Genomic DNA, 19,051 nt, shown 5'->3' on the forward strand with positions numbered 1-19,051 from the left:
CTCTTGTTTGTGTCAGCACGCTATCAGCTCAGTGGTACGACGGCCGTCGAGATTTCGGCCCGCATCGAGTCGGGCATCCGTACGGGCGCCCTTCCTCCGGGGGCCGCGCTGCCACCGGTGCGGGCACTCGCCGCCGAGTTGCGCGTCAGCCCGGCCACAGTCGCCCGCGCCTACCAGGAGCTGCGCCAGCGTGGTCTGCTCGCGACCGCCGGTCGGCACGGCACCCGGGTACGCCCCCGCCCACCGGTGGCCGCCCGCCGCTCCGCGCTGCGCCCCGCCCCGTTACCCGGGGCCCGTGACCTGTCCCGGGGGGAACCCGACCCCCGGTTGCTCCCCCCGCTCGGCCCGCACCTGGCGGCGCTCGCCGCCGACGCCGGCCCGCCGGTCGGCTACTCCCATGCCGGCGTCCTGCCCGAACTGGCCGAGGCGGCTCGCGCCCGACTGGGCGCCGACGGCGTACCGGCCGGGGAGCTCACCCTCACCGGCGGCGCGCTGGACGGCATCGAGCGGCTGCTCGGCGCCCATCTGCGTCCCGGCGACGCGGTGGCCGTGGAGGACCCGGGCTGGGCCAACCTGCTGGATCTGGTCGCCGCGCTGGGGCTGCGCCCGATCGGCGTACCGCTGGACGACGAGGGCCCGCTGGTGGCCGGGGTGGCCGCGGCGCTCGCCGCCGGAGCGCGGGCGCTGGTGGTCACCAGCCGGGCGCAGAACCCGACCGGCGCCGCCGTCTCCGCCGTCCGTGCCGAGGAGCTGCGGAGGTTGCTCGCCGGCCGGCGGGACCTGCTGCTGATCGAGGACGACCACGCCGCCGAGCTGGCCCGCGTACCCCTGCACCCGCTGGCCGGGGCGACCGCGAGCTGGGCCTTCCTGCGGTCGGTGAGCAAACCCTTCGGCCCGGACCTGCGGCTCGCGGTGCTGGTCGGCGACGAGACCACTGTGGCCCGGGTGGCCGGCCGGACGCGCGTCGGTGCCGGCTGGGTCTCCACGGTGCTGCAACGGCTGGTCCTCGCCCTCTGGCGGGACCCGGCGGTCGACGAGCTGGTGCGGCGGGCGGCGCAGAGCTACGAGCGGCGGCGCGACGGGCTGCTGACCGCGCTGGCGGAGCACGGCCTGAGCGCGCACGGCCGCAGCGGCATCAACGTCTGGCTGCCGGTGCAGGACGAGACCAGCGCGGTCACCGCGTTGCGCGATGCCGGTTGGGCGGTGGCCCCCGGCGCCCTCTACCGGATCGCCGCCCCGCCCGCCCTGCGTGTCACCGTCAGCTCCCTGGACACCGACGACCTGGCACCCCTGGCCGCCGCCCTGGCCCACGCCACCAACCCCACCCCGCCACCGGGCTTCCCCACCTGACCAGACCTCGTCCCGAGGCACGGCCGGCAGGTTGCGGCAGAAAGTGCATGGTTGCGGTGATTCGGGGCGGACGGGATGGGTATGCGGGCCGCCGGAGGCGGGGGTCATGGCTTCAGGTGGAGCGCGCAAGGGAATCTGGATCGCGGTGGCGTTGGCGATCATCATCATCGTCATCGTGCTGATCGCGATCTCGTCCGGCGGGGACGGCGGCGGCAACGGGTACTGACGCGCGTCCACGCCGGGGCGTACCCGGCACGACGCATCGAACGGGTATATAACAGTCCGCATGGCCGAGCAGACCGACAGCGCCCCGGGCGCCCAGCGGTTCATCCCGCCCGCTGCCGACACCATCGACGACCTGCGGACCGCCGCCGGCGGCTGTCGGGGCTGTGAGCTGTATCGGGACGCCTCGCAGACGGTCTTCGGCCGGGGCGACGAGAGCGCCCGGGTGGTGCTGGTCGGCGAGCAGCCCGGCGACATGGAGGACCAGAAGGGGTTGCCCTTCGTCGGCCCCGCCGGCAGGCTGCTGCGCCGTGCGGTCGACGACGCCGGGCTGGACCCGGGTCACCTCTACCTGACGAACGCCGTGAAGCACTTCCGGTTCGAGTTGCGCGGCAAGCGGCGGATCCACCAGACCCCGGACCAGGTGCACATCACCGCCTGCCGCCCCTGGTTGGTCGCGGAGTTCGCCCGCCTGCGTCCGGAGATCGTGGTGGTGCTCGGCGCGACCGCTGCCAAGGCGCTGCTCGGTCCGTCCTTCCGGGTCACCCGGCAGCGCGGCGAGTTGCTGCCCTGGCCGGAGTCGGCCCAGCACCCCGCAGACTTCGAGCAGGTGCCGGTGGACAATGCCGGAAAGCGGGCCGACGCGCCACAGGCTCGGCTGCTGGCCACCATCCACCCGTCCGCCGTCCTGCGGGCCGACGACCAGGACAAGGCGTACGAGGGCCTGGTCGCCGACCTCACCGTCGTCACCCGAGCCCTGCCCGAGTAGCCCGGCGGCTCTGCTGGGCGCCGCCGCGACCTTTCCAGATCTTGGACAGTTTCCGTTCGCGGGGCCCGCCCCGCTGACGGAAAGTGTCCAAGATTGACGGTGCGAGCGGGATTGCTCGGCTGCCGTGGGCGGGTAACAGGGGTCGATGGATGTCGACAGCGATGCGCGTCGTGTCGGTGCGCCTGCCGCGCCCGCTGAGCGTGGCTCGGCCGGGCGTCGCCGGGGGTGGAAGCGGTTCCTCGAACGGGCGCCCGGCTTGCAGATCATGGCCGTTCAATGGGTGCCGATGACGGTGCTCATCGGGCTCCCGGTGCGCTGGCTCTTCGACCGACAGGAGCCGCTGGTCGAGGCCGTGCTGAACGGTGCACTGAACCTTGTCTGGATCGGCCCCGCCCTCTACTTCAGTCGGTGGAGCGCGGGCGAGCAGGCCGCCCGGCGCGATCCAGAGGGGTACGCGCTGCGCGAGGCCGTACGCACCAGCACCGTGCCCGCGGACGAGGCCACACGGGCCGCGCTGCCCCGCTACCTGGCAGAGCAGCGGCGGGCCACCTGGGCGGCGCTGCTGGCCATCCTGGGCATCTGCCTCGGGCTGGTCCTGCTCGCCCTGCTCGTCGCCGACAGCGAGGGCTTCGCGGTGATCTTCGGTGTGGTCGCCACCGTCAGTGCGGCCGTTGCCGCGCTCACCCTGACCCGGATCCGCCGGCTGGCATCCCTACCCGCCACGACCGGCAGTGCCCGACGCTGACCGCACGCCTCTGGGAACGGGTCGGTTCGGCTGTCGGCAAAACCCACTGCCGCTTGTCGGTGTGGGTGCGCGAGGATGGGTCATCCCTTCCTGAGGAGCGCCGATGGCGACCGACCTGACCGCGCCGCGTACCGCCGCCCGACCCGACGTCGCGTCGATCCAGCGGCGTACCCTGCGGCTGCTCTTCACCACCCAGATCATCGGCGGGATCGGCGTGACCATCGGCATCGCCGTGGGCGCGCTGCTCGCGGCACGGATCGCCGGGACCGCGGTGGCCGGTGTCGCGCAGAGCGCCGGGGTGGTCGGCGCCGCGCTGCTCGCCGTCCCGGTCACCCGGATCATGGCGCGGCACGGTCGCCGGCCGGGCCTGGTGCTGGCGTACGCGATCGGCGCCGTCGGCGGTGTGCTGGTGGTGCTGGCCGCGGCCACCCGCTGGGTGCCGCTGCTCTTCCTCGGCATGCTGCTCTTCGGCGGGGGCACCGCCGCGAACCTGCAGGCCCGCTACACAGCTGTGGACCTCGCGGAGCCGGCCCGTCGAGGCCGGCAGCTCTCCCTCATCGTCTGGGCCACCACCATCGGTGCGGTGGCCGCGCCGAACTTCGCCGCGCTGGCCGACCGGGTCACCACCGGTTGGGGGCTGCCCCCGCTGGCCGGCCCGTTCGCGTTCAGCGCGGCCGCGTTCGTGCTGGCTGCCGTCGTACTCCTAGGGTTGCTCCGGCCCGACCCGCTGCTCACCGCGCGCCGGCTCGCGGCGGCCGACGCACCGACCGCCGGCCCGCCGCTGGCAGCCGACGCGCCGGCGACCGGCGTGGCGGCCCAGACACCGGCCGCCGCGCCGGTCAAGGTGCGCGCGCCGCGTGCCGCCGGGATGCGGATGGCCTGGTCGGTGGTACGCGGGCGGCCCGCTGCCCGGCTCGGCATCGCCGCCGTGGCGGTGGGTCACCTGGTGATGGTGGCGGTGATGGCGATGACCCCGGTCCGGCTCGGTGAGTCGCACGCCGACGCCGACGTGCTGCGGCTGGTCGGCATCGTGCTGAGTCTGCACATCGCGGGCATGTACGCGTTCTCCCCGGTGGTGGGTTGGCTCACCGACCGGCTCGGCCGGCGGGCGGTGATCCTCGGTGGGGTCGGGCTGCTGCTGGGCGCCTGTGCGGTCGCCGGCACCGCAGGGCACCACACACCCCGGCTGTCGGTGGGTCTGGTCCTGCTCGGGCTGGGCTGGTCGGGGACGATGGTGGCCGGTTCGACGCTGCTGTCCGAGTCGGTGCCGGCCGGTGTGCGGCCGAGCGTCCAGGGGTTCTCAGACCTGATCATGGGGTTGGCCGGGGCCGCCGCCGCCGTGGTGAGCGGGTTTGTCATGCAGCTCGCCGGTTATCCGGTGCTCACCCTGCTCGCGGCGGTCGCGGCGGTGCCCCTGGTGGCGCTAGCGTTGCGCCCGGTGCCGACCGGGGCACCGGACGAGGAGGGCTGATCACTGTGCGGCTGACCGACTTCTGGACGCGGCTGAATGAGGCGTTCGGGCCCGGCTACGCGGCCAGCATCGCCCGCGACCAGGTGCTGTCCCAGCTGGGCGGACGGACCATCGAACAGGCACTGGCGTCGGGGGAGCAGACGCACGTGGTGTGGCGGGCGGTCTGCGCCGCGTACCCCGACCGAGTGCCTGCCCGACTACGCTGAGCAGCCTTTTCGCCCCTTCCGCGTGTCGCTTGTCGAGTCGTACACCTGTTCGGCTATTGTCCACAGCTGGGTGCTCGTCCACAGCTCGCGGCCCGTCGGCTGGTTTTCTGTCGGACCTAGCGCCTAGCGTGTCCGCGTGACGCGAAGCTCAGCAAAGACGCCGGCGAAGGCAGGGGTGGCAACCATGGCAGCAGGGCCTGACCGGGAGAAGGCACTCGACCTTGCTCTCGCTCAGATTGACAAGCAATTCGGCAAGGGCTCGGTGATGCGGCTGGGTGACCGGCCGGTCGTCCAGACCGCGATCATTCCGACCGGCTCCATCGCGCTCGACGTTGCCCTCGGCATCGGCGGCCTGCCCCGTGGCCGGGTGGTCGAGATCTACGGTCCGGAGTCCAGCGGTAAGACCACTGTGGCACTGCACGCGGTGGCCAACGCCCAGCGCAACGGCGGCATCGCCGCCTTCATCGACGCCGAGCATGCGCTCGACCCGGAGTACGCGAAGGCCCTCGGCGTCGACACCGACGCGATGCTGGTCTCTCAGCCGGACACCGGTGAGCAGGCGTTGGAGATCGCGGACATGCTGATCCGCTCCGGCGCTCTGGACATCATCGTGATCGACTCGGTGGCGGCCCTGGTGCCGCGCGCCGAGATCGAGGGCGAGATGGGCGACAGCCACGTGGGCCTCCAGGCCCGGCTGATGAGCCAGGCACTACGGAAGATCACCGGTGTGCTCAGCAACACCGGCACCACGGCGATCTTCATCAACCAGCTGCGGGAAAAGATCGGCGTCATGTTCGGCAGCCCGGAGACCACCACCGGTGGTCGGGCGCTGAAGTTCTACGCCTCGGTCCGGCTCGACGTGCGACGCATCGAGAGCCTCAAGGACGGCACCGACGTGGTCGGCAACCGCACCCGGGTCAAGGTCGTGAAGAACAAGGTCGCCGCGCCGTTCAAGCAGGCCGAGTTCGACATCATGTACGGCAAGGGCATCTCGCGTGAGGGCTCGCTGATCGACGTCGGCGTGGAGCAGGCGATCATCCGCAAGTCCGGAGCGTGGTACACGTACGACGGCGACCAGCTCGGCCAGGGCAAGGAAAAGGCTCGGGAGTTCCTGAAGGAAAACCCGGACGTGGCCGCCGAGATCGAGAAGAAGATCCTGGAGAAGCTCGGCGTCGGGGTCGGCGCGGGTGACGCCGCCGGTGGCCCGGAGCTGCCGCCGGTCGACTTCTGACCGGTCGCTGACCCATGGCAGGACGACGCGCCCGTACGGGGCGGGGCTGGGATGCCAGTCCGCCTCGTACGGGCGACGCCAGTGATCCACCCCGTCCTCGACGGGGCCGCCAGTCCGAGCCGCAGGCGGACAAACCGGCGTCCCCACCCCGCGACGAGTCGGAGGTGGCCCGCGAGATCTGTCTGCGCCAGCTCGCCGTCCGGCCACGCACCCGGGCCGAGTTGGCCGGGGCGTTGGCCAAGCGGGGCATCTCCGAGCAGGTGTCGGCCGAGGTGCTCGACCGCTATGACGAGGTCGGCATCATCGACGACGCCGCGTTCGCCCGAGCCTGGGTGTCCAGTCGGCACACCGGGCGCGGCCTGGCTCGCCGGGCGCTCGCCAACGAGCTGCGCCGCAAGGGTGTGGACGGCGAGGTGGCCACCGAGGCGCTCGGTGAGCTGGACGAGGAGACCGAGGCCGAGACCGCCCGCACCCTCGTGGAGCGCAAGCTGCGCACCGCCCGAGGTGAGCCCGACGCGGTCTTCCGTCGGCTGGTGGGCATGCTGGCCCGCAAGGGCTACCCGCCCGGCGTGGCGATCCGGGCAGTGAAGGACGCGCTGGCCGCGCAGAGCGCCGAGGCGGCCGAGTTCGCCGAGCAGATCGACGCCGACGCGCTCGCCGACGCCGAGGGCGAGTTGGACCGCGACAACCGTCCGGTCGACTGAGAGGCGCGCTGGCGGCTGTGGGGTGGTCCGATGTTGAAGGCGTGTCTGAACGGTGGGCGCGGGCGTGACGCCCACCCGGCGGTGCCGGTCACCCCGGCGGAGTTGGCCGTCGACGCGGCCCGTTGCGCGGCGCTCGGCGTCGCGGCCGTGCACGTCCATCCCCGCGACGCGTCCGGTGTCGAGTCGCTGCGCCCGGAGGTCATCGCCGACGCGCTCGCCGCGATCCGCGCCGCCCGGCCGGGGCTGCCGGTGGGGGTGAGCACCGGAGCGTGGATCGAGCCGGATCCGGCCGCTCGGGTGGCCGCCGTCCGGTCCTGGTCGGTGCTGCCCGACTTCGCCTCGGTCAACGCGCACGAGGCCGGTGCCGAGGCCGTCGCCGCCGCCCTGCACGAGCGGGGTGTGCTCGTCGAGGTGGGGCTCTGGACGCTCGACGCCGTCGAGGCGTACCAGTCCTGGCGGGTGCCGGTCGGGCGGATCCTCGTCGAGTGCATGGCGGAGGAGGTGCCGGTCGCGGTGGCCGACGCGGCGCGGATACTCGCGGCGCTGCCGTCGTCGTCGCGGGCGCCCGCCGTGCCACCGTCGGCGGCACGCTCACCGCAGGGCGCGGTGGCTCCACCGGTGCTGCTGCACGCCGAGGGTCCGGCCACCTGGGCGGTGCTCGCCGAGGCGGTCAGCCGTGGGCTGCACACCCGCATCGGGCTGGAGGACACGCTCCTGCTGCCCGACGGCACGCCGACACCGGACAACGCCGCGCTCGTCACCGCCGCGCTGGCCGCCGGCGCGCGATGAGCCAAGATTCCGACCAGCCGGCCGTTCGGTCAGCAGGGTCGCTGGTGTCACAAAAGTCGGCTCAACGCGGGGTGGTGCCGTCGCTGATCAGGCACGACATCCGGATCAGCGCCAGTGACTCGCCGTGTTTGTCCCGTCGTGTCCGACACCGCATCAGCTCGCAGTGACACCGCAACTTCGCTCCGTTCGGGGGGTTTGATCATGAGTCCTTGACCAGAGCGCCCCCGGCGACCTAGCCTCGCCATACAGGCTCACATTGCCCGACCAGCGCAGGCTAAGTCCACAACATAGAACGCGTAACAAGACAGCATCACTTTGGCCGGCTCTACGGCCTTTGGCGGCAGCTCCGGACTGGCCGGTCCGGAACGCCGCGACAACTGCACCCGGCCGCCGACGTTGCCCGAGGGCACCGCCGGCGGAGAGAGCTACCCACGGCCAGCCGCTCCGGTCGGGCGTCCACAGCCGCAGGAGTGTGCCCCCGGCACGGTCGCTGCGGTCTCGACCTTAGGGGAGGCGGCCATGGCGGGGCGGCGGCACAGGTTCACCGGTAGACCCGACGGGGTCCCGGCATGAACGCGTTCGACGTCGTGCTCCTCGCGGCCGTCCTCGTCCTCGCGGTGGTGGTGATCGGGGCCGTGCTGGTGGGCATTCGGACACTGCGCCGGATGGGCGCCGCGCCGGCTCCGGAGGATCCCGCCTTCATCGCCGAGAAGGACCGGCAGGAGCAGTCCCTCGCCGCCCTGCGGACCGCGGCCGACGAGGTGAACAGCACGATCGACGTGGCGAAGTCCGCCGCGGCGGCGGCCCGTACCGAGGCGGCGGCGGCGAACGCCGAGGCGAAGGCGGCCCGCGCCGAGGCACGGCGGGTCCTCGATGACGCCCGCGCCGAGGCGGACACCGTTCTGGAGCGCGCCCACAAGCAGGCCGAGGCGGACGCCGAGCAGTTGCGCACGGCAGCCCGGCGCAGCGGTGAGCGGGAGGTCGCGGTGCTCGCCGCCACCACCCGGGAGCAGGCCGCGGAGGTGGAACGCCGGGCTGCCCGCATGGACGAGCGGGAGCGGATGCACACCGAGGAGGTGGAGCGGTTTGCCGAGCGGGAGCGGCAGCTCACCGCGGCGAAGGCCGCCCTCGCGGCCCGGGAGTCCGCGCTCGCCCAGCGGGAGGCCGAGCTGACCGAGTCGGAGGAGCTGCGCCGCCGGGAGCTGGAACGGATCGCCGGGCTCACCGCCGACTCGGCGCGACTGGAGCTGGTGGAGGCGATCGAGACGTCTGCCAAGCGGGAGGCGGCGCTGCTCGTGCGGGACATCGAGTCCGACGCGCGCAACACCGCCGAACAGCGGGCCCGACACATCGTGGTGGACGCCATCCAGCGGGTCGCCAGCGAGCAGACCGCGGAGAGCGTCGTCAGTGTCCTGCACCTGCCCGGTGACGAGATGAAGGGGCGGATAATCGGCCGGGAGGGGCGCAACATCCGCGCCTTCGAGTCGGTGACCGGCGTCAACCTGATCATCGACGACACCCCCGAGGCGGTGCTGCTCTCCTGCTTCGACCCGGTCCGCCGGGAGGTGGGTCGGCTGACGCTGGAGAAGCTGGTCCTGGACGGGCGGATCCACCCGCACCGGATCGAGGAGGTCTACGACCTGGCCCGCCAGGAGGTGGAGCAGCTCTGCCTCCGCGCCGCCGAGGACGCCCTGGTCGAGGTCGGCATCACCGAGATCCACCCGGAGCTGGTGACCCTGCTCGGCCGCCTGCGCTACCGCACCTCGTACGGGCAGAACGTGCTCAAGCACCTGGTCGAGACCGCGCACATCGCCGGCATCATGGCCGCCGAGCTGCGGCTGGACGTGCCCATCATCAAACGGTCGGCGTTCCTGCACGACATCGGCAAGGCGCTCACCCACGAGGTGGAGGGCAGCCACGCCATCATCGGCGCGGACCTGGCCCGCAAGTACGGCGAGCACGAGGACGTGGTGCATGCCATCGAGGCGCACCACAACGAGGTGCCCCCGCAGACCATCGAGGCCGTCCTCACCCAGGCCTCCGACGCCTGTTCCGGCGGTCGGCCGGGCGCGCGTCGGGAGAGCCTTGAGGCGTACGTCAAGCGCCTGGAGCGGATCGAGGAGATCGCGGCCGGCAAGCTCGGCGTGGACAAGGTCTTCGCCATGCAGGCCGGCCGGGAGATCCGGGTGATGGTCAAGCCGGACGACGTGGACGACATCGGGGCGGCAGTGCTGGCCCGGGACGTGGCCAAGCAGATCGAGGAGGAGCTGACCTACCCGGGTCAGATCCGGGTCACAGTGGTCCGCGAGTCCCGGGTCACCGAGATCGCCCGTTAGTCGGAACAGTGAAAGGGCCAGCCCGGGTCACCGGGCTGGCCCTTCTCCTTGCGAGCTGAGCGTCAGACGGCCCCGCCGGTGCCCTCGGCCTGGGACATCAGTGCCGCGGGCGGCGGGTTCTGCGCCGGGGTGCCCGCGGTCTTGCGGCCCCGGGCGAGCCGCCGCTGAACGTACTGGGCGAGCTTCGACAGCGAGTAGTTCACCACGATGAAGAGCACGGCGATCACGACGTACACCTGGATCGGGTTGCCCAGCGCGCCGATGATCTGCTTGCCGATGTTCAGGGTCTCCTCGTAGCTGATGATGAACCCCAGCGAGGTGTCCTTGAGCACCACGACCAGCTGGCTGATCAGTGCCGGCAGCATGATCCGGAAGGCCTGCGGCAGCAGGATCATCCGGGTGGTCTGTGTCGGGGAGAGCCCGATGGCTTCAGCGGCCTCCGCCTGGCCGCCCGGCAGCCCCTCCATGCCGGAGCGGAGGATCTCGCCGATCACCACCGAGTTGTAGATGGTGAGGCCGATGACCAGGTACCAGAGGTTGTCGAAGTAGAGGCCGAACTCGGGGAAGCCGCGGGCCACGAAGAAGATGGTGATCACCACGGGCAGGCCGCGGAACACCTCGACGCAGACGCGGGTGATCGCCGACAGCAGCGCGCTCAGCCCACGCAGCAGGTACGCCAGCGGTGTCGCCGCGCCGACGAACCGCCGTCGGGTCAGGCTCTTGAGCTGGATCCGCAGCACGGCGAGCAGCGTTCCGACCACCAGCGAGGCCACGATGGCCATCGCCGCCGCGATCAGGGTGTTCTTGAAGCCGAGGCCGATCCGCTCCCAGACCAGGGTGAAGTTCTCGTTGGAGGGGTCGATGAGCGGCCCCCACAGCTCCATCGACAACTGGCCTTTTTCGTCCAGGGGTCGGTAGATCAGGAAGTACGCCCCGACGAGCAGGGCCACGCCGGCGACGATGCTGCTGATCAGGGTGATCCGCCGCTGCCGGGGGCCGGGGATGTCGTAGAGGACGCTGGTCTGCTGACTCATCGGGCCACCGCCTGTCGCTTCTCGATCCGGTCCAGCAGGGCGCCGAGCGGCACGGTCATGATCAGATAGCCGAGCGAGATGCCGATGGCGACCGGGACGAAGGCGTAGCCCTCGGCCGAGGTGAGCTGGTCGGCCGTGGCCGACAGGTCACCTACCACCCCGAAGAAGCCGACCAGCGCCGAGTTCTTGATCATCGCGATGATCACCGAGCCGAGCGGCACGATGGAGGCCTTCCACGACTGCGGCAACACCACGTACCGCAGGTTCTGCCCGAAGGTCAGGCCCAGTGACCGCGCCGCCTCCGCCTGGCCGGCGGGCACCGCGTTCACCCCGGACCGCAGCGCCTCGCAGACGAACGCCGCGGTGTAGAGCACCAGGGCGATCAGTGCGAACCGGAAGTACGGAAGGTCGGTGCCGAGCCGGGTGAACAGCGAGTCGATCACCGGGATGCGGAGGAAGTCCGCGTTGGATCCGAGCGCCGGCAGGCCGAACGCGGCGAAGAACATCACCACGGTCAACGGCATGTTGCGGAAGACGTTCACGTAACTGGTGCCGACCGCGCGCAGCGGCGGCACCGGTGAGATGCGGAGCACCGCCACGACGGCGCCCAGGATGAGGGCGCCGATCGCGGCGAGGATGCAGATCTGGAGGGTGAGCCAGAAACCACCCGCAAAGACGTCGAACTTGTCGATGAGCACGTTCACGGCTCGGTGTTCCTCCCCACCCTCCAGATCGAAGGATCAGATCAGTAGCGGTTGATGGTGGGCGCCGCGCCCAGTTCCGCGCCGAACTTGCCGGCGGTGTCGTCCCAGGCCTTCTTCCAGCTGCCGTCGGCGACAGCCTTGTCCAGCGTGTCGTTGATGAAGCTGCGGAAGTCCGCGTCCTCCTTCTTCACACCGATGCCGTACGGCTCCTTGGTGAAGTTGCTGCCGGCCAGCTTGAAGGAGGCCTCGTCCTTGGCGATGTAGCCGAGCAGGATCACGTTGTCCGTGGTCACGGCGTTGACCTGGCCGCCCTTGAGGGCGTCGCGGCACTTGTCGTAGGTGTCGAAGAGCACCAGCTGGGTGCCGACGTCCTTGACGTACTGCTTGATCGTCTCGGCCGGGGTGGAGCCGGTGACCGAGCAGACCTTCTTGGTGCCGTCCTTGAACGAGTCCGGACCGGTGATGGTGGTGTCGTCCTTCTTGACCAGGATGTTCTGGCCGGCCTCGTAGTACGGGCCTGCGAAGGCGATCCGCTCCTTGCGCTTGTCGTTGATCGTGTAGGTCGCGGCGACCAGGTCGACAGTGCCGTTGACGATCACGTCCTCGCGGACCTTCGAGGGGGCCTCGACCCACTCGATCTTGTCCTCGGGGATGCCGAGCTCCTTGACGACGATCTTGGCGATCTCGACGTCGAAGCCCTCCGGCTTGCCGGACAGGCCCTTCAGGCCGAAGCCGGGCTGGTCGAACTTGGTGCCGACCTTGATCTTCTGGGCCTTGTTCAGCTTCTCCATGGTGCTGCCGGCGGCGAAGGACTTGCTGCCAGCACCGGTGTCCCCGCCGTCGTCGCCACCACAGGCGGTGAGGCCGAGCGCCAGAGCGGCGACCGCGGCGACTGCCGCAACGCGCTTGATACGCATACTCTTCTCCTTTTTCAACGGAGCCCACCGAGTACGGCGCGCTCCACTACGGACGCCTAGTGCGTGAGGATCTTGGAGAGGAAGTCTCGGGCCCGCTCACTGCGCGGGTTCGCGAAGAACTCCGCGGGCGGGGCATCCTCGACCAGTTGCCCGTCGGCCATGAAGATGACCCGGTTCGCCGCGTGCCGGGCGAAGCCCATCTCGTGCGTGACCACGACCATCGTCATGCCGTCGCTGGCCAGCGAGGTCATCACGTCGAGCACCTCGCCGACCATCTCCGGGTCCAGCGCGCTGGTCGGCTCGTCGAAGAGCATCGCCTTGGGCTGCATGGCCAGTGCCCGGGCGATGGCCGCCCGCTGCTGCTGCCCGCCGGAGAGCTGGGCGGGGAACTTGTCCGCCTGGTTGGCGATGCCGACCCGGTCGAGCAGGGCCAGGCCGCGCTCGCGGGCGGCGGTCGGCTTCTCCTTGCGGACCTTGATCGGGCCGAGGGTGACGTTCTCCAGGATGGTCTTGTGCGCGAAGAGGTTGAAGGACTGGAAGACCATCCCCACCTCGCTGCGCAGCTTCGCGAGGGGCTTGCCCTCGGCCGGAAGCGGCTGGCCGTCGAAGGTGATGGTGCCGGAATTGATCGGCTCCAGTCGGTTGATGGTGCGGCACAGCGTCGACTTGCCGGAGCCGGACGGGCCGATCACCACGACCACCTCGCCCCGACCCACCGACAGCGAGACGTCGTCCAGCACGTGCAGCGGCCCGAACCACTTGTTGACCGCGTCCAGCACGATGAGCGGTTCGCCCGTCGTCACGTCGTCCACCGTCCCCTGTCATCTCCCGGATCGGGGTCGGTTGACCCCCGGTGCGGCCACTGTAGGCGGCCTGATGTGGCGGAATGCAACTCAGCGGGTCACGGAGCGGTAACACCGGCCATGATCGGCGTCGGCCGTCCGATTCTGGTCACCGTAAGGGACACAACGGTGGCGATCGTGGCGCGTTGTCGCGATCATGGGTGGATGACCGAACCGGTACGGCTGACCCGTTACGCCCGCGGCGGCGGCTGCGCCTGCAAGATCCCGCCGGGCGAGCTGGAGATCATGGTGGCCGGTCTCGGCCCGGCAACCGGCACCGCCGAGTTGCTGGTCGGGCTGGATCACGGCGACGACGCGGCGGTGGTGCGCCTGGACGAGCGCACCGGCCTGGTCAGCACCGCCGACTTCTTCACCCCGGTGGTCGACGACGCGTACGACTGGGGTCGGATCGCCGCGGCCAACGCGCTCTCCGACGTGTACGCGATGGGCGGCACCCCGCTGATCGCGCTCAACCTGCTCTGCTGGCCCCGCGACGTGCTGCCGATGGAGTTGGCCGGCGAGGTCCTGCGCGGGGGGCAGGACGTGGCGCGGGAGGCCGGCTGCCACCTGGCGGGTGGGCACAGCGTGGACGACGACGGCCCGAAGTACGGCCTCGCCGTCACCGGCACGGTCCGGCCGGAAGAGCTCATCACCCTCGACGCCGGGCGGGCCGGGATGCCGTTGTCCCTGACGAAGCCCCTCGGGGTCGGTGTGCTGAACACCCGGCACAAGACCACCGGCGAGAGCTTTCCGGAGGCGGTGGCCACGATGAGCGCCCTCAACCGGGACGCCGCCCGTGCGGCGGTCGCCGCCGGCATCCGCTGTGGCACCGACGTGACCGGGTTCGGTTTGCTCGGGCACGCCTCGAAACTGGCCCGGGCCAGCCAGGTCACCGTGGCCATCGACACGGCCCGGGTGCCCTATCTGGCGGGAGCGCGGGAGGCGCTGCGCGACGGCCACGTCAGCGGCGGCAGCCGGCGCAACCTGGAGTGGGTGACCCCGTGGACCGATTTCGGGGCGGCGGGCGAGGACGAACGGCTGCTGCTGGCCGACGCGCAGACCTCCGGAGGCCTGCTGGTGGCCGGGGAGGTGCCCGGCGCGCCAGTGGTGGGCGAGCTGCTGCCCCGGGGCGAGCACCTCGTCGTCCTGCGCTGACCCCAACCCGGCCGGCACATCGTTCGACCTGCGGTTGTGGTCGTCGGACACGCGGCTGCGGTGGTGCGGATCGGGCACCATACCCGATAAACTGTCACCTTCCCGCTACTCCGAGCAATGCTGCTCAGGGAAATTTTGCCCGGAATGGTCACAGACCGGTAACTTGCCCCCGGCTGGGGTCAAATGCCCCCCACCATCGTGTGTAAGGCCCGATCCGGAGGCCGGTGGGGACGAACGCAGCGAGGAGGCGGAATGACCGAGCTGTGGAACTGGAGAATCGACGGGGCTCAACCCGTGGAGGTCTACCCGGCGCTGGCCGAGGCGCTTGGCCGGGTGGTGATGCCGCTGGCGGTGGCCGACCCGGCCCGGTTGCCGGCGTACGCGGTGGTGTGTGACGTCTGGCAGGCGCCGGGCGAGTTCGCGACGGTGGTGGACTGCTACGGGGTGCCCGATCAGCTCCCCGAGCACGCCAGCATCGCCGCGCTCGCGCGACTGCTGGGCCGCAACTGCCTGTTGCGCGACGACACGCTCGACGCGGGCCGGCATCTGCTCGTGGCCCCGGATGGCACGGTCCGTCCGGTGCACTTCGACGTGCGGGACACCGAGGATGGTGAGGTGCTCAGCAGGTGGCGGCTCTGCACGCTGGGCGACCCGGGCTGCCGGGGCTGGTCGCAGTGTCACCGTTCGCGTTGGGCGCCCGACACGGTCGCCCCGGCGCTCGCCGCGGCCTGACCTCCCGAGGGGTCAGGTCCCGGTCGGGCCGGGGTGCCGCGCCGGTCCGTCGGACAGCGTTGGCGATCAGTGGGAGGCGGTGGCCTGCCGGTCCGGGGTGCCCGAGCCGGCACCCCGCACCACCAGCTGGTCGAGGAGGGTGCGGGTCGCCTCGGCCACGGAGGCCACCGCGGCGTCGAACGCGGCGGCGTTGTGCGCGGCGGGCGTCCGGAAGCCAGAGATCTTCCGGACGTACTGCAACGCCGCCGCCTCGACGTCCGCGTCGGTCACCTGCGGGGTGAACGGCTCACGCAAGGTCTTGATGCTCCGGCACATGTGCGCTCCTCTCGGGTTGCCACTCGTGGTGCCGATGGCTGTACCGACGGTGACACTGGGTCGATATTTGTCTATCCTGGTCACGGACCAGAGCCTTTCGAGCCATTCTCGCCGCTCGCGCCCCCAGCGCCCCGGGCCCCCGGAGACTCATTGTGGACCATGCCCCCACCCGCTCACCCCGTCCCGACCCAGATGACCTCGCACGCAGCCTGCACACCCCGTTGGATCGGATCGCCGTCGAGCACGCCGATCTGATCGAGGCGATCCGCAGGCGCGTCGTCGCAGGCCAATCGGTGCCGTCCGGCAGCGTGCCCGTCGCCGCCTTCAACTCGTCCATCTGAGCGATGGTCTGCCGGTGCGGTGCGCCCGGAGCGGGCGGATCCTGCCGGCGGATCAGCCAGTTCGTGCTGAAGGTGCACAGTCGGTGCGACCTCAGCTGCGACCACTGCTACGTCTACCAGCACGCCGACCAGACCTGGCGGGGCCGACCGGTGCGGATGCCACCGGCGACGGTCCGCGCCGCCGCACGGCGCATCGCCGAGCACGCCCGCGAGCACGAGGTGTCGGACGTGCACGTGGTGCTGCACGGCGGTGAGCCGCTGCTGCTGGGTGCCGCCGGGCTGCGCGAGGTGCTGGCCGAGCTGCGGGCGGCGATCACCCCGTGGACGCGGCTCGACCTGCGTATGCAGACCAACGGTGTGCTGCTCGACGAGGAGCTGTGCCAACTGCTCGTCGACTACGACGTGCGGGTCGGTGTGTCGTTCGACGGCGACCGTGCCGCCAACGACCGCCACCGCGTCTTCGCCCACGGCGGCAGCAGCCACGACCAGGTCCGGCGGGCCCTGGCCCTGCTCCGACGACCGGCGTACCGCAGCAGCTACGCCGGCATCCTCTGCACTGTCGACGTCCGCAACGATCCCGACCGGGTCTACGAGGCGCTGCTGGCCGAGAGCCCGCCCCGGGTCGACCTGCTGCTGCCCCACGCCACCTGGGACCACCCACCGGAGCGTCCCGGCCCCGCCTTGACCCCGTACGCGGACTGGCTGGGGCGGATCCACCGGCGGTGGGTGGACGACGGGCGGCCCGGGTCGATCCGGCTGTTCGAGGCGCTGATGCCGGGTGGCGGCGGCACCGAGGCGTTCGGCCTCGCGCCGGCCGACGTGCTGGTGGTCGAGGCCGACGGCACCTGGGAGCAGGTCGACTCGCTGAAGACGGCGTACCACGGCGCCGCCGGCACCGGGTTCGACGTGTTCGACCATTCGGTGGACGAGGCCGCCGGGCATCCCGGGGTGGCCATCCGACAGGACGGCGTGCGGGGGCTCTGTGCCACCTGCCGGGCCTGCCCGGTGGTCGACCGGTGCGGCGGAGGCCTGTACGCCCACCGTTGGCGCACCGGTTCGGGTTTCGACAACCCCTCGGTCTACTGCGCCGACCTGTTCCGCCTGATCGACATTGTGGACTCCTACCCGGCGCCCGGCCACGTCGCGCCGAGCCTGTGGTCCGCCGCCTCGACGGTCGACGACCTGCTGGACGACCTGGCGACCGGGTACGGGTCGCCGCAGACCGTCAGACGACTCGCCGACGACCAGTTGGCCATCACCCGGATGCTGTTGGCGGCCTGCCGGGAGTTGTCCGACAGTGGGGCCGCCTGGGAGGTGCTCGCCGACCTTGAGCTGAAGGCACCGGAGGCGGTCCGAGCAGTCCTGGAGCACCCCTTCGTCCGTCCGTGGTTGGTGCATCGCCTCGATCCGTCGGCCCGGTCCGGGGTCCACGCGGCGGCCGACCCGCTGCCGGTCCTCGCCGTCGCCGCGGCCGTCCGGGTGGGCGTCCCCGTCACTGTGGACGTCCCGGTGCGGGCCGACGTGATCACGGTGCCCACGCTCGGCAGCCTGGTGCTGCCCGGCCTGGGGGAGCGCGCCGAGGTGACCGTCCTGCCCGGTGGGTTCCGGGTCCGGGGTGGGTCGGTGGACCGGACGGTCCTCCTCGACAGGGTCGACCCGTCGGCCGGCTGGCGACCGGTGCGCGACGTGCCGGCACCGGCTGGCCGGCTGGTCATCGAGGACGGCGACCCGTACCGGGACTGCTACGGCCAGCCGGTGGCGTCGCGCCTGGACACCCCGGCCGCGCAGGCGTTGGGCCGTACGCTGGTCGAGGCCTGGCAGGTCGTGTGCCGGGACGTGCCGGCGCACGCGGCGGCGCTCGACGGCGGTCTGCGCGCCGTCGTGCCGCTGGCACCCGACCCGGCGCGACCACTGCGCAGCGCGACCGCCCGGCACGCGTTCGGCGCTGTCGCCGTCACCCCCCATCGGGACCCGGAGACGATGGCGGTGCTGCTCGTGCACGAGTGGCAGCACGCGAAGCTCGGTGCCGTGCTCGACCGGTACGACCTGGTGGCACCCGGGCAGAGCACCCGGATCACGGTGCCGTGGCGACCCGACCCGCGGCCACCCGAGGGGGTCCTCCAGGGGGTGTACGCCCACCTGGCCGTCACCCAGGTGTGGCGGGCCCGTGCGGCGACCGACGGCGGGGAGGCATCGGCGCACGCCGCCCGCTACCTGGCGTGGACCCGGGACGGCGCCGACGCGCTGCTGGCCAGCGGGTCGCTCACCGCGGCCGGTGAGCGGTTCGTCGGTCAGCTGCGCCACGCCCTGGAGGAGACCCGTGTCGGGTCCCGATGAACGGCATCCGCCCGCCCTGGGCCGCCCCCACCTCGCCGACGACCTGCGGGCGCTGGGCGTACGCCCAGGTGTGTGCCTTCTGGTGCACTGCGGTCTGCGCCGGGTGGGGCCGCTGGAGCACGGCCCCGCGACCCTCGCCGGCGCCCTGCGGGACGTCCTCGGCCCGGCCGGCACGCTGCTGGTGCCCACCCAGACCGACGGCAACTCGACCACCTCCCGGGCCCACCTGGCGGCCGTCGCCGGGATGGACCGGGCGCAACGCGAGCGGTACGAGGCGGCGCTGCCGGGCTGGGACCGCCAGACCACGCCCTCGCAGCGGATGGGCGTGCTCGCCGAGTACGTCCGCTGTGCCCCCGGTGCGGTGCGCAGTGACCATCCGCAGACCTCGTTCGCCGCGCTCGGCCCTCGGGCCCGGCAGCTCACCGACGGCCACGACCTCACCTGCCATTTGGGAGAACGCTCACCGGTGGGTGGCCTGTACGCGGCCGACGGGCAGATCCTGCTGCTCGGCCTCGGCTACGAGGCGTGCAGCGCCCTGCACCTGGCCGAGTACCGGCTGCCGGTGCCGACGCCGGAGCGCGACTACCACTGTTTCCGGCTCGTCGACGGTCGCCGCGTACGCCTCGACTTCCGCGGGCTCGACCTGGACGACCGTGACTTTCCCCGGGTGGGTGCCGCGCTGGACGGCACTCCGTTCGTCCGGCACGGTCGGGTCGGGCGGGCCCAGGCTCGCCTGCTGCCGGCACGAGCCGCTGTGGACTTCGCGGTCGGTTGGTTCGCCGCGAACCGCTTGGCGGCGCAGCGTTGACGCGGGGACTACGCTGATGTTCCGGCCGCGTGGGGAGGGCGGA

General features: G+C 71.8%; 18 protein-coding genes. 13 read left to right on the forward strand and 5 right to left on the reverse strand.

Translation table 11 applies throughout. The features are described 5' to 3' along the window. Window positions 1-9 precede the first annotated feature (9 nt). The 9 genes from HNR22_RS26570 to rny all read left to right on the forward strand — a co-directional run bounded on the left by HNR22_RS26570 (window position 10) and on the right by rny (window position 9,823). Window positions 10-1,350 carry an aminotransferase class I/II-fold pyridoxal phosphate-dependent enzyme gene (locus HNR22_RS26570; RefSeq protein ID WP_179782643.1) on the forward strand — a complete coding sequence of 447 codons (1,341 nt, stop codon included), beginning with the start codon at window positions 10-12 and terminating at the stop codon, window positions 1,348-1,350. Between the two features lie 286 nt (window positions 1,351-1,636). After that, window positions 1,637-2,341, forward strand: a complete 705-nt coding sequence (locus HNR22_RS26575; RefSeq protein ID WP_179782644.1) for a UdgX family uracil-DNA binding protein — start codon at window positions 1,637-1,639, stop codon at window positions 2,339-2,341. A 145-nt stretch (window positions 2,342-2,486) separates the two neighbouring features. After that, the gene (locus tag HNR22_RS26580) at window positions 2,487-3,086 is read left to right on the forward strand and encodes a hypothetical protein (RefSeq protein ID WP_179782645.1); all 600 of its coding nucleotides are present in this window, start codon (window positions 2,487-2,489) and stop codon (window positions 3,084-3,086) included. A gap of 103 nt (window positions 3,087-3,189) precedes the next feature. Further along, window positions 3,190-4,557, forward strand: a complete 1,368-nt coding sequence (locus tag HNR22_RS26585; RefSeq protein ID WP_179782646.1) for an MFS transporter — start codon at window positions 3,190-3,192, stop codon at window positions 4,555-4,557. A 5-nt stretch (window positions 4,558-4,562) separates the two neighbouring features. Beyond that, complete coding sequence (locus tag HNR22_RS26590) at window positions 4,563-4,763, forward strand: DUF3046 domain-containing protein (RefSeq protein ID WP_179782647.1); 201 nt, start codon at window positions 4,563-4,565, stop codon at window positions 4,761-4,763. A gap of 184 nt (window positions 4,764-4,947) precedes the next feature. Continuing rightward, window positions 4,948-5,994, forward strand: coding sequence for a recombinase RecA (gene recA / locus HNR22_RS26595; protein ID WP_007456801.1), 1,047 nt, complete (start codon window positions 4,948-4,950; stop codon window positions 5,992-5,994). Window positions 5,995-6,008: 14 nt separating this feature from the next. Beyond that, window positions 6,009-6,698: a regulatory protein RecX gene (locus tag HNR22_RS26600; RefSeq protein WP_179782648.1), complete on the forward strand. Its 690-nt coding sequence runs from the start codon at window positions 6,009-6,011 to the stop codon at window positions 6,696-6,698. 30 nt (window positions 6,699-6,728) lie between these two features. Beyond that, a complete protein-coding gene (locus HNR22_RS26605) occupies window positions 6,729-7,487 on the forward strand; it encodes a 3-keto-5-aminohexanoate cleavage protein (RefSeq protein WP_179782649.1) in 759 nt (252 codons plus the stop codon). Between the two features lie 569 nt (window positions 7,488-8,056). Then, window positions 8,057-9,823, forward strand: coding sequence for a ribonuclease Y (gene rny, locus HNR22_RS26610; protein WP_179782650.1), 1,767 nt, complete (start codon window positions 8,057-8,059; stop codon window positions 9,821-9,823). 62 nt (window positions 9,824-9,885) lie between these two features. On the opposite strand, the gene HNR22_RS26615 is transcribed toward rny, so the two are convergent. From HNR22_RS26615 to HNR22_RS26630, 4 genes are read right to left on the reverse strand one after another with little or no spacing between them, the layout of a single operon-like run. Then, entirely contained in the window at window positions 9,886-10,857 is a 972-nt protein-coding gene (locus HNR22_RS26615) for an amino acid ABC transporter permease (protein WP_179782651.1), read from the reverse strand. Next, a complete protein-coding gene (locus tag HNR22_RS26620) occupies window positions 10,854-11,561 on the reverse strand; it encodes an ABC transporter permease subunit (RefSeq protein ID WP_179782652.1) in 708 nt (235 codons plus the stop codon). Before HNR22_RS26620 ends, HNR22_RS26615 begins: the two co-directional genes overlap by 4 nt. 41 nt (window positions 11,562-11,602) lie before the next feature. After that, window positions 11,603-12,478 (reverse strand): glutamate ABC transporter substrate-binding protein, encoded by an 876-nt coding sequence (locus HNR22_RS26625; protein ID WP_179782653.1) that lies wholly within the window; start codon window positions 12,476-12,478, stop codon window positions 11,603-11,605. Window positions 12,479-12,534: 56 nt separating this feature from the next. After that, on the reverse strand, window positions 12,535-13,290 hold the full coding sequence (locus tag HNR22_RS26630) for an amino acid ABC transporter ATP-binding protein (RefSeq protein ID WP_088946762.1): 756 nt from the start codon (window positions 13,288-13,290) through the stop codon (window positions 12,535-12,537). A 195-nt stretch (window positions 13,291-13,485) separates the two neighbouring features. On the opposite strand from HNR22_RS26630, the gene selD reads away from it, so the two are divergent. Further along, complete coding sequence (gene selD, locus HNR22_RS26635; RefSeq protein ID WP_179782654.1) at window positions 13,486-14,475, forward strand: selenide, water dikinase SelD; 990 nt, start codon at window positions 13,486-13,488, stop codon at window positions 14,473-14,475. A gap of 252 nt (window positions 14,476-14,727) precedes the next feature. Continuing rightward, the gene (locus HNR22_RS26640; protein WP_179782655.1) at window positions 14,728-15,207 is read left to right on the forward strand and encodes a hypothetical protein; all 480 of its coding nucleotides are present in this window, start codon (window positions 14,728-14,730) and stop codon (window positions 15,205-15,207) included. A 66-nt stretch (window positions 15,208-15,273) separates the two neighbouring features. Here HNR22_RS26640 and HNR22_RS26645 read toward each other — a convergent pair whose 3' ends face one another. Then, window positions 15,274-15,522: a DUF2277 family protein gene (locus HNR22_RS26645; protein ID WP_179782656.1), complete on the reverse strand. Its 249-nt coding sequence runs from the start codon at window positions 15,520-15,522 to the stop codon at window positions 15,274-15,276. A 404-nt stretch (window positions 15,523-15,926) separates the two neighbouring features. On the opposite strand from HNR22_RS26645, the gene HNR22_RS26650 reads away from it, so the two are divergent. After that, a complete protein-coding gene (locus HNR22_RS26650; protein ID WP_343059973.1) occupies window positions 15,927-18,200 on the forward strand; it encodes an FxsB family cyclophane-forming radical SAM/SPASM peptide maturase in 2,274 nt (757 codons plus the stop codon). Beyond that, window positions 18,184-19,008 carry an AAC(3) family N-acetyltransferase gene (locus HNR22_RS26655; RefSeq protein ID WP_343059974.1) on the forward strand — a complete coding sequence of 275 codons (825 nt, stop codon included), beginning with the start codon at window positions 18,184-18,186 and terminating at the stop codon, window positions 19,006-19,008. The genes HNR22_RS26650 and HNR22_RS26655 overlap by 17 nt, the downstream gene beginning before the upstream one ends. The last annotated feature ends 43 nt before the right edge of the window (window positions 19,009-19,051 follow it).

It is taken from the genome of Micromonospora jinlongensis (assembly GCF_013410645.1).
Taxonomy (GTDB): Bacteria; Actinomycetota; Actinomycetes; order Mycobacteriales; family Micromonosporaceae; genus Micromonospora; species Micromonospora zamorensis.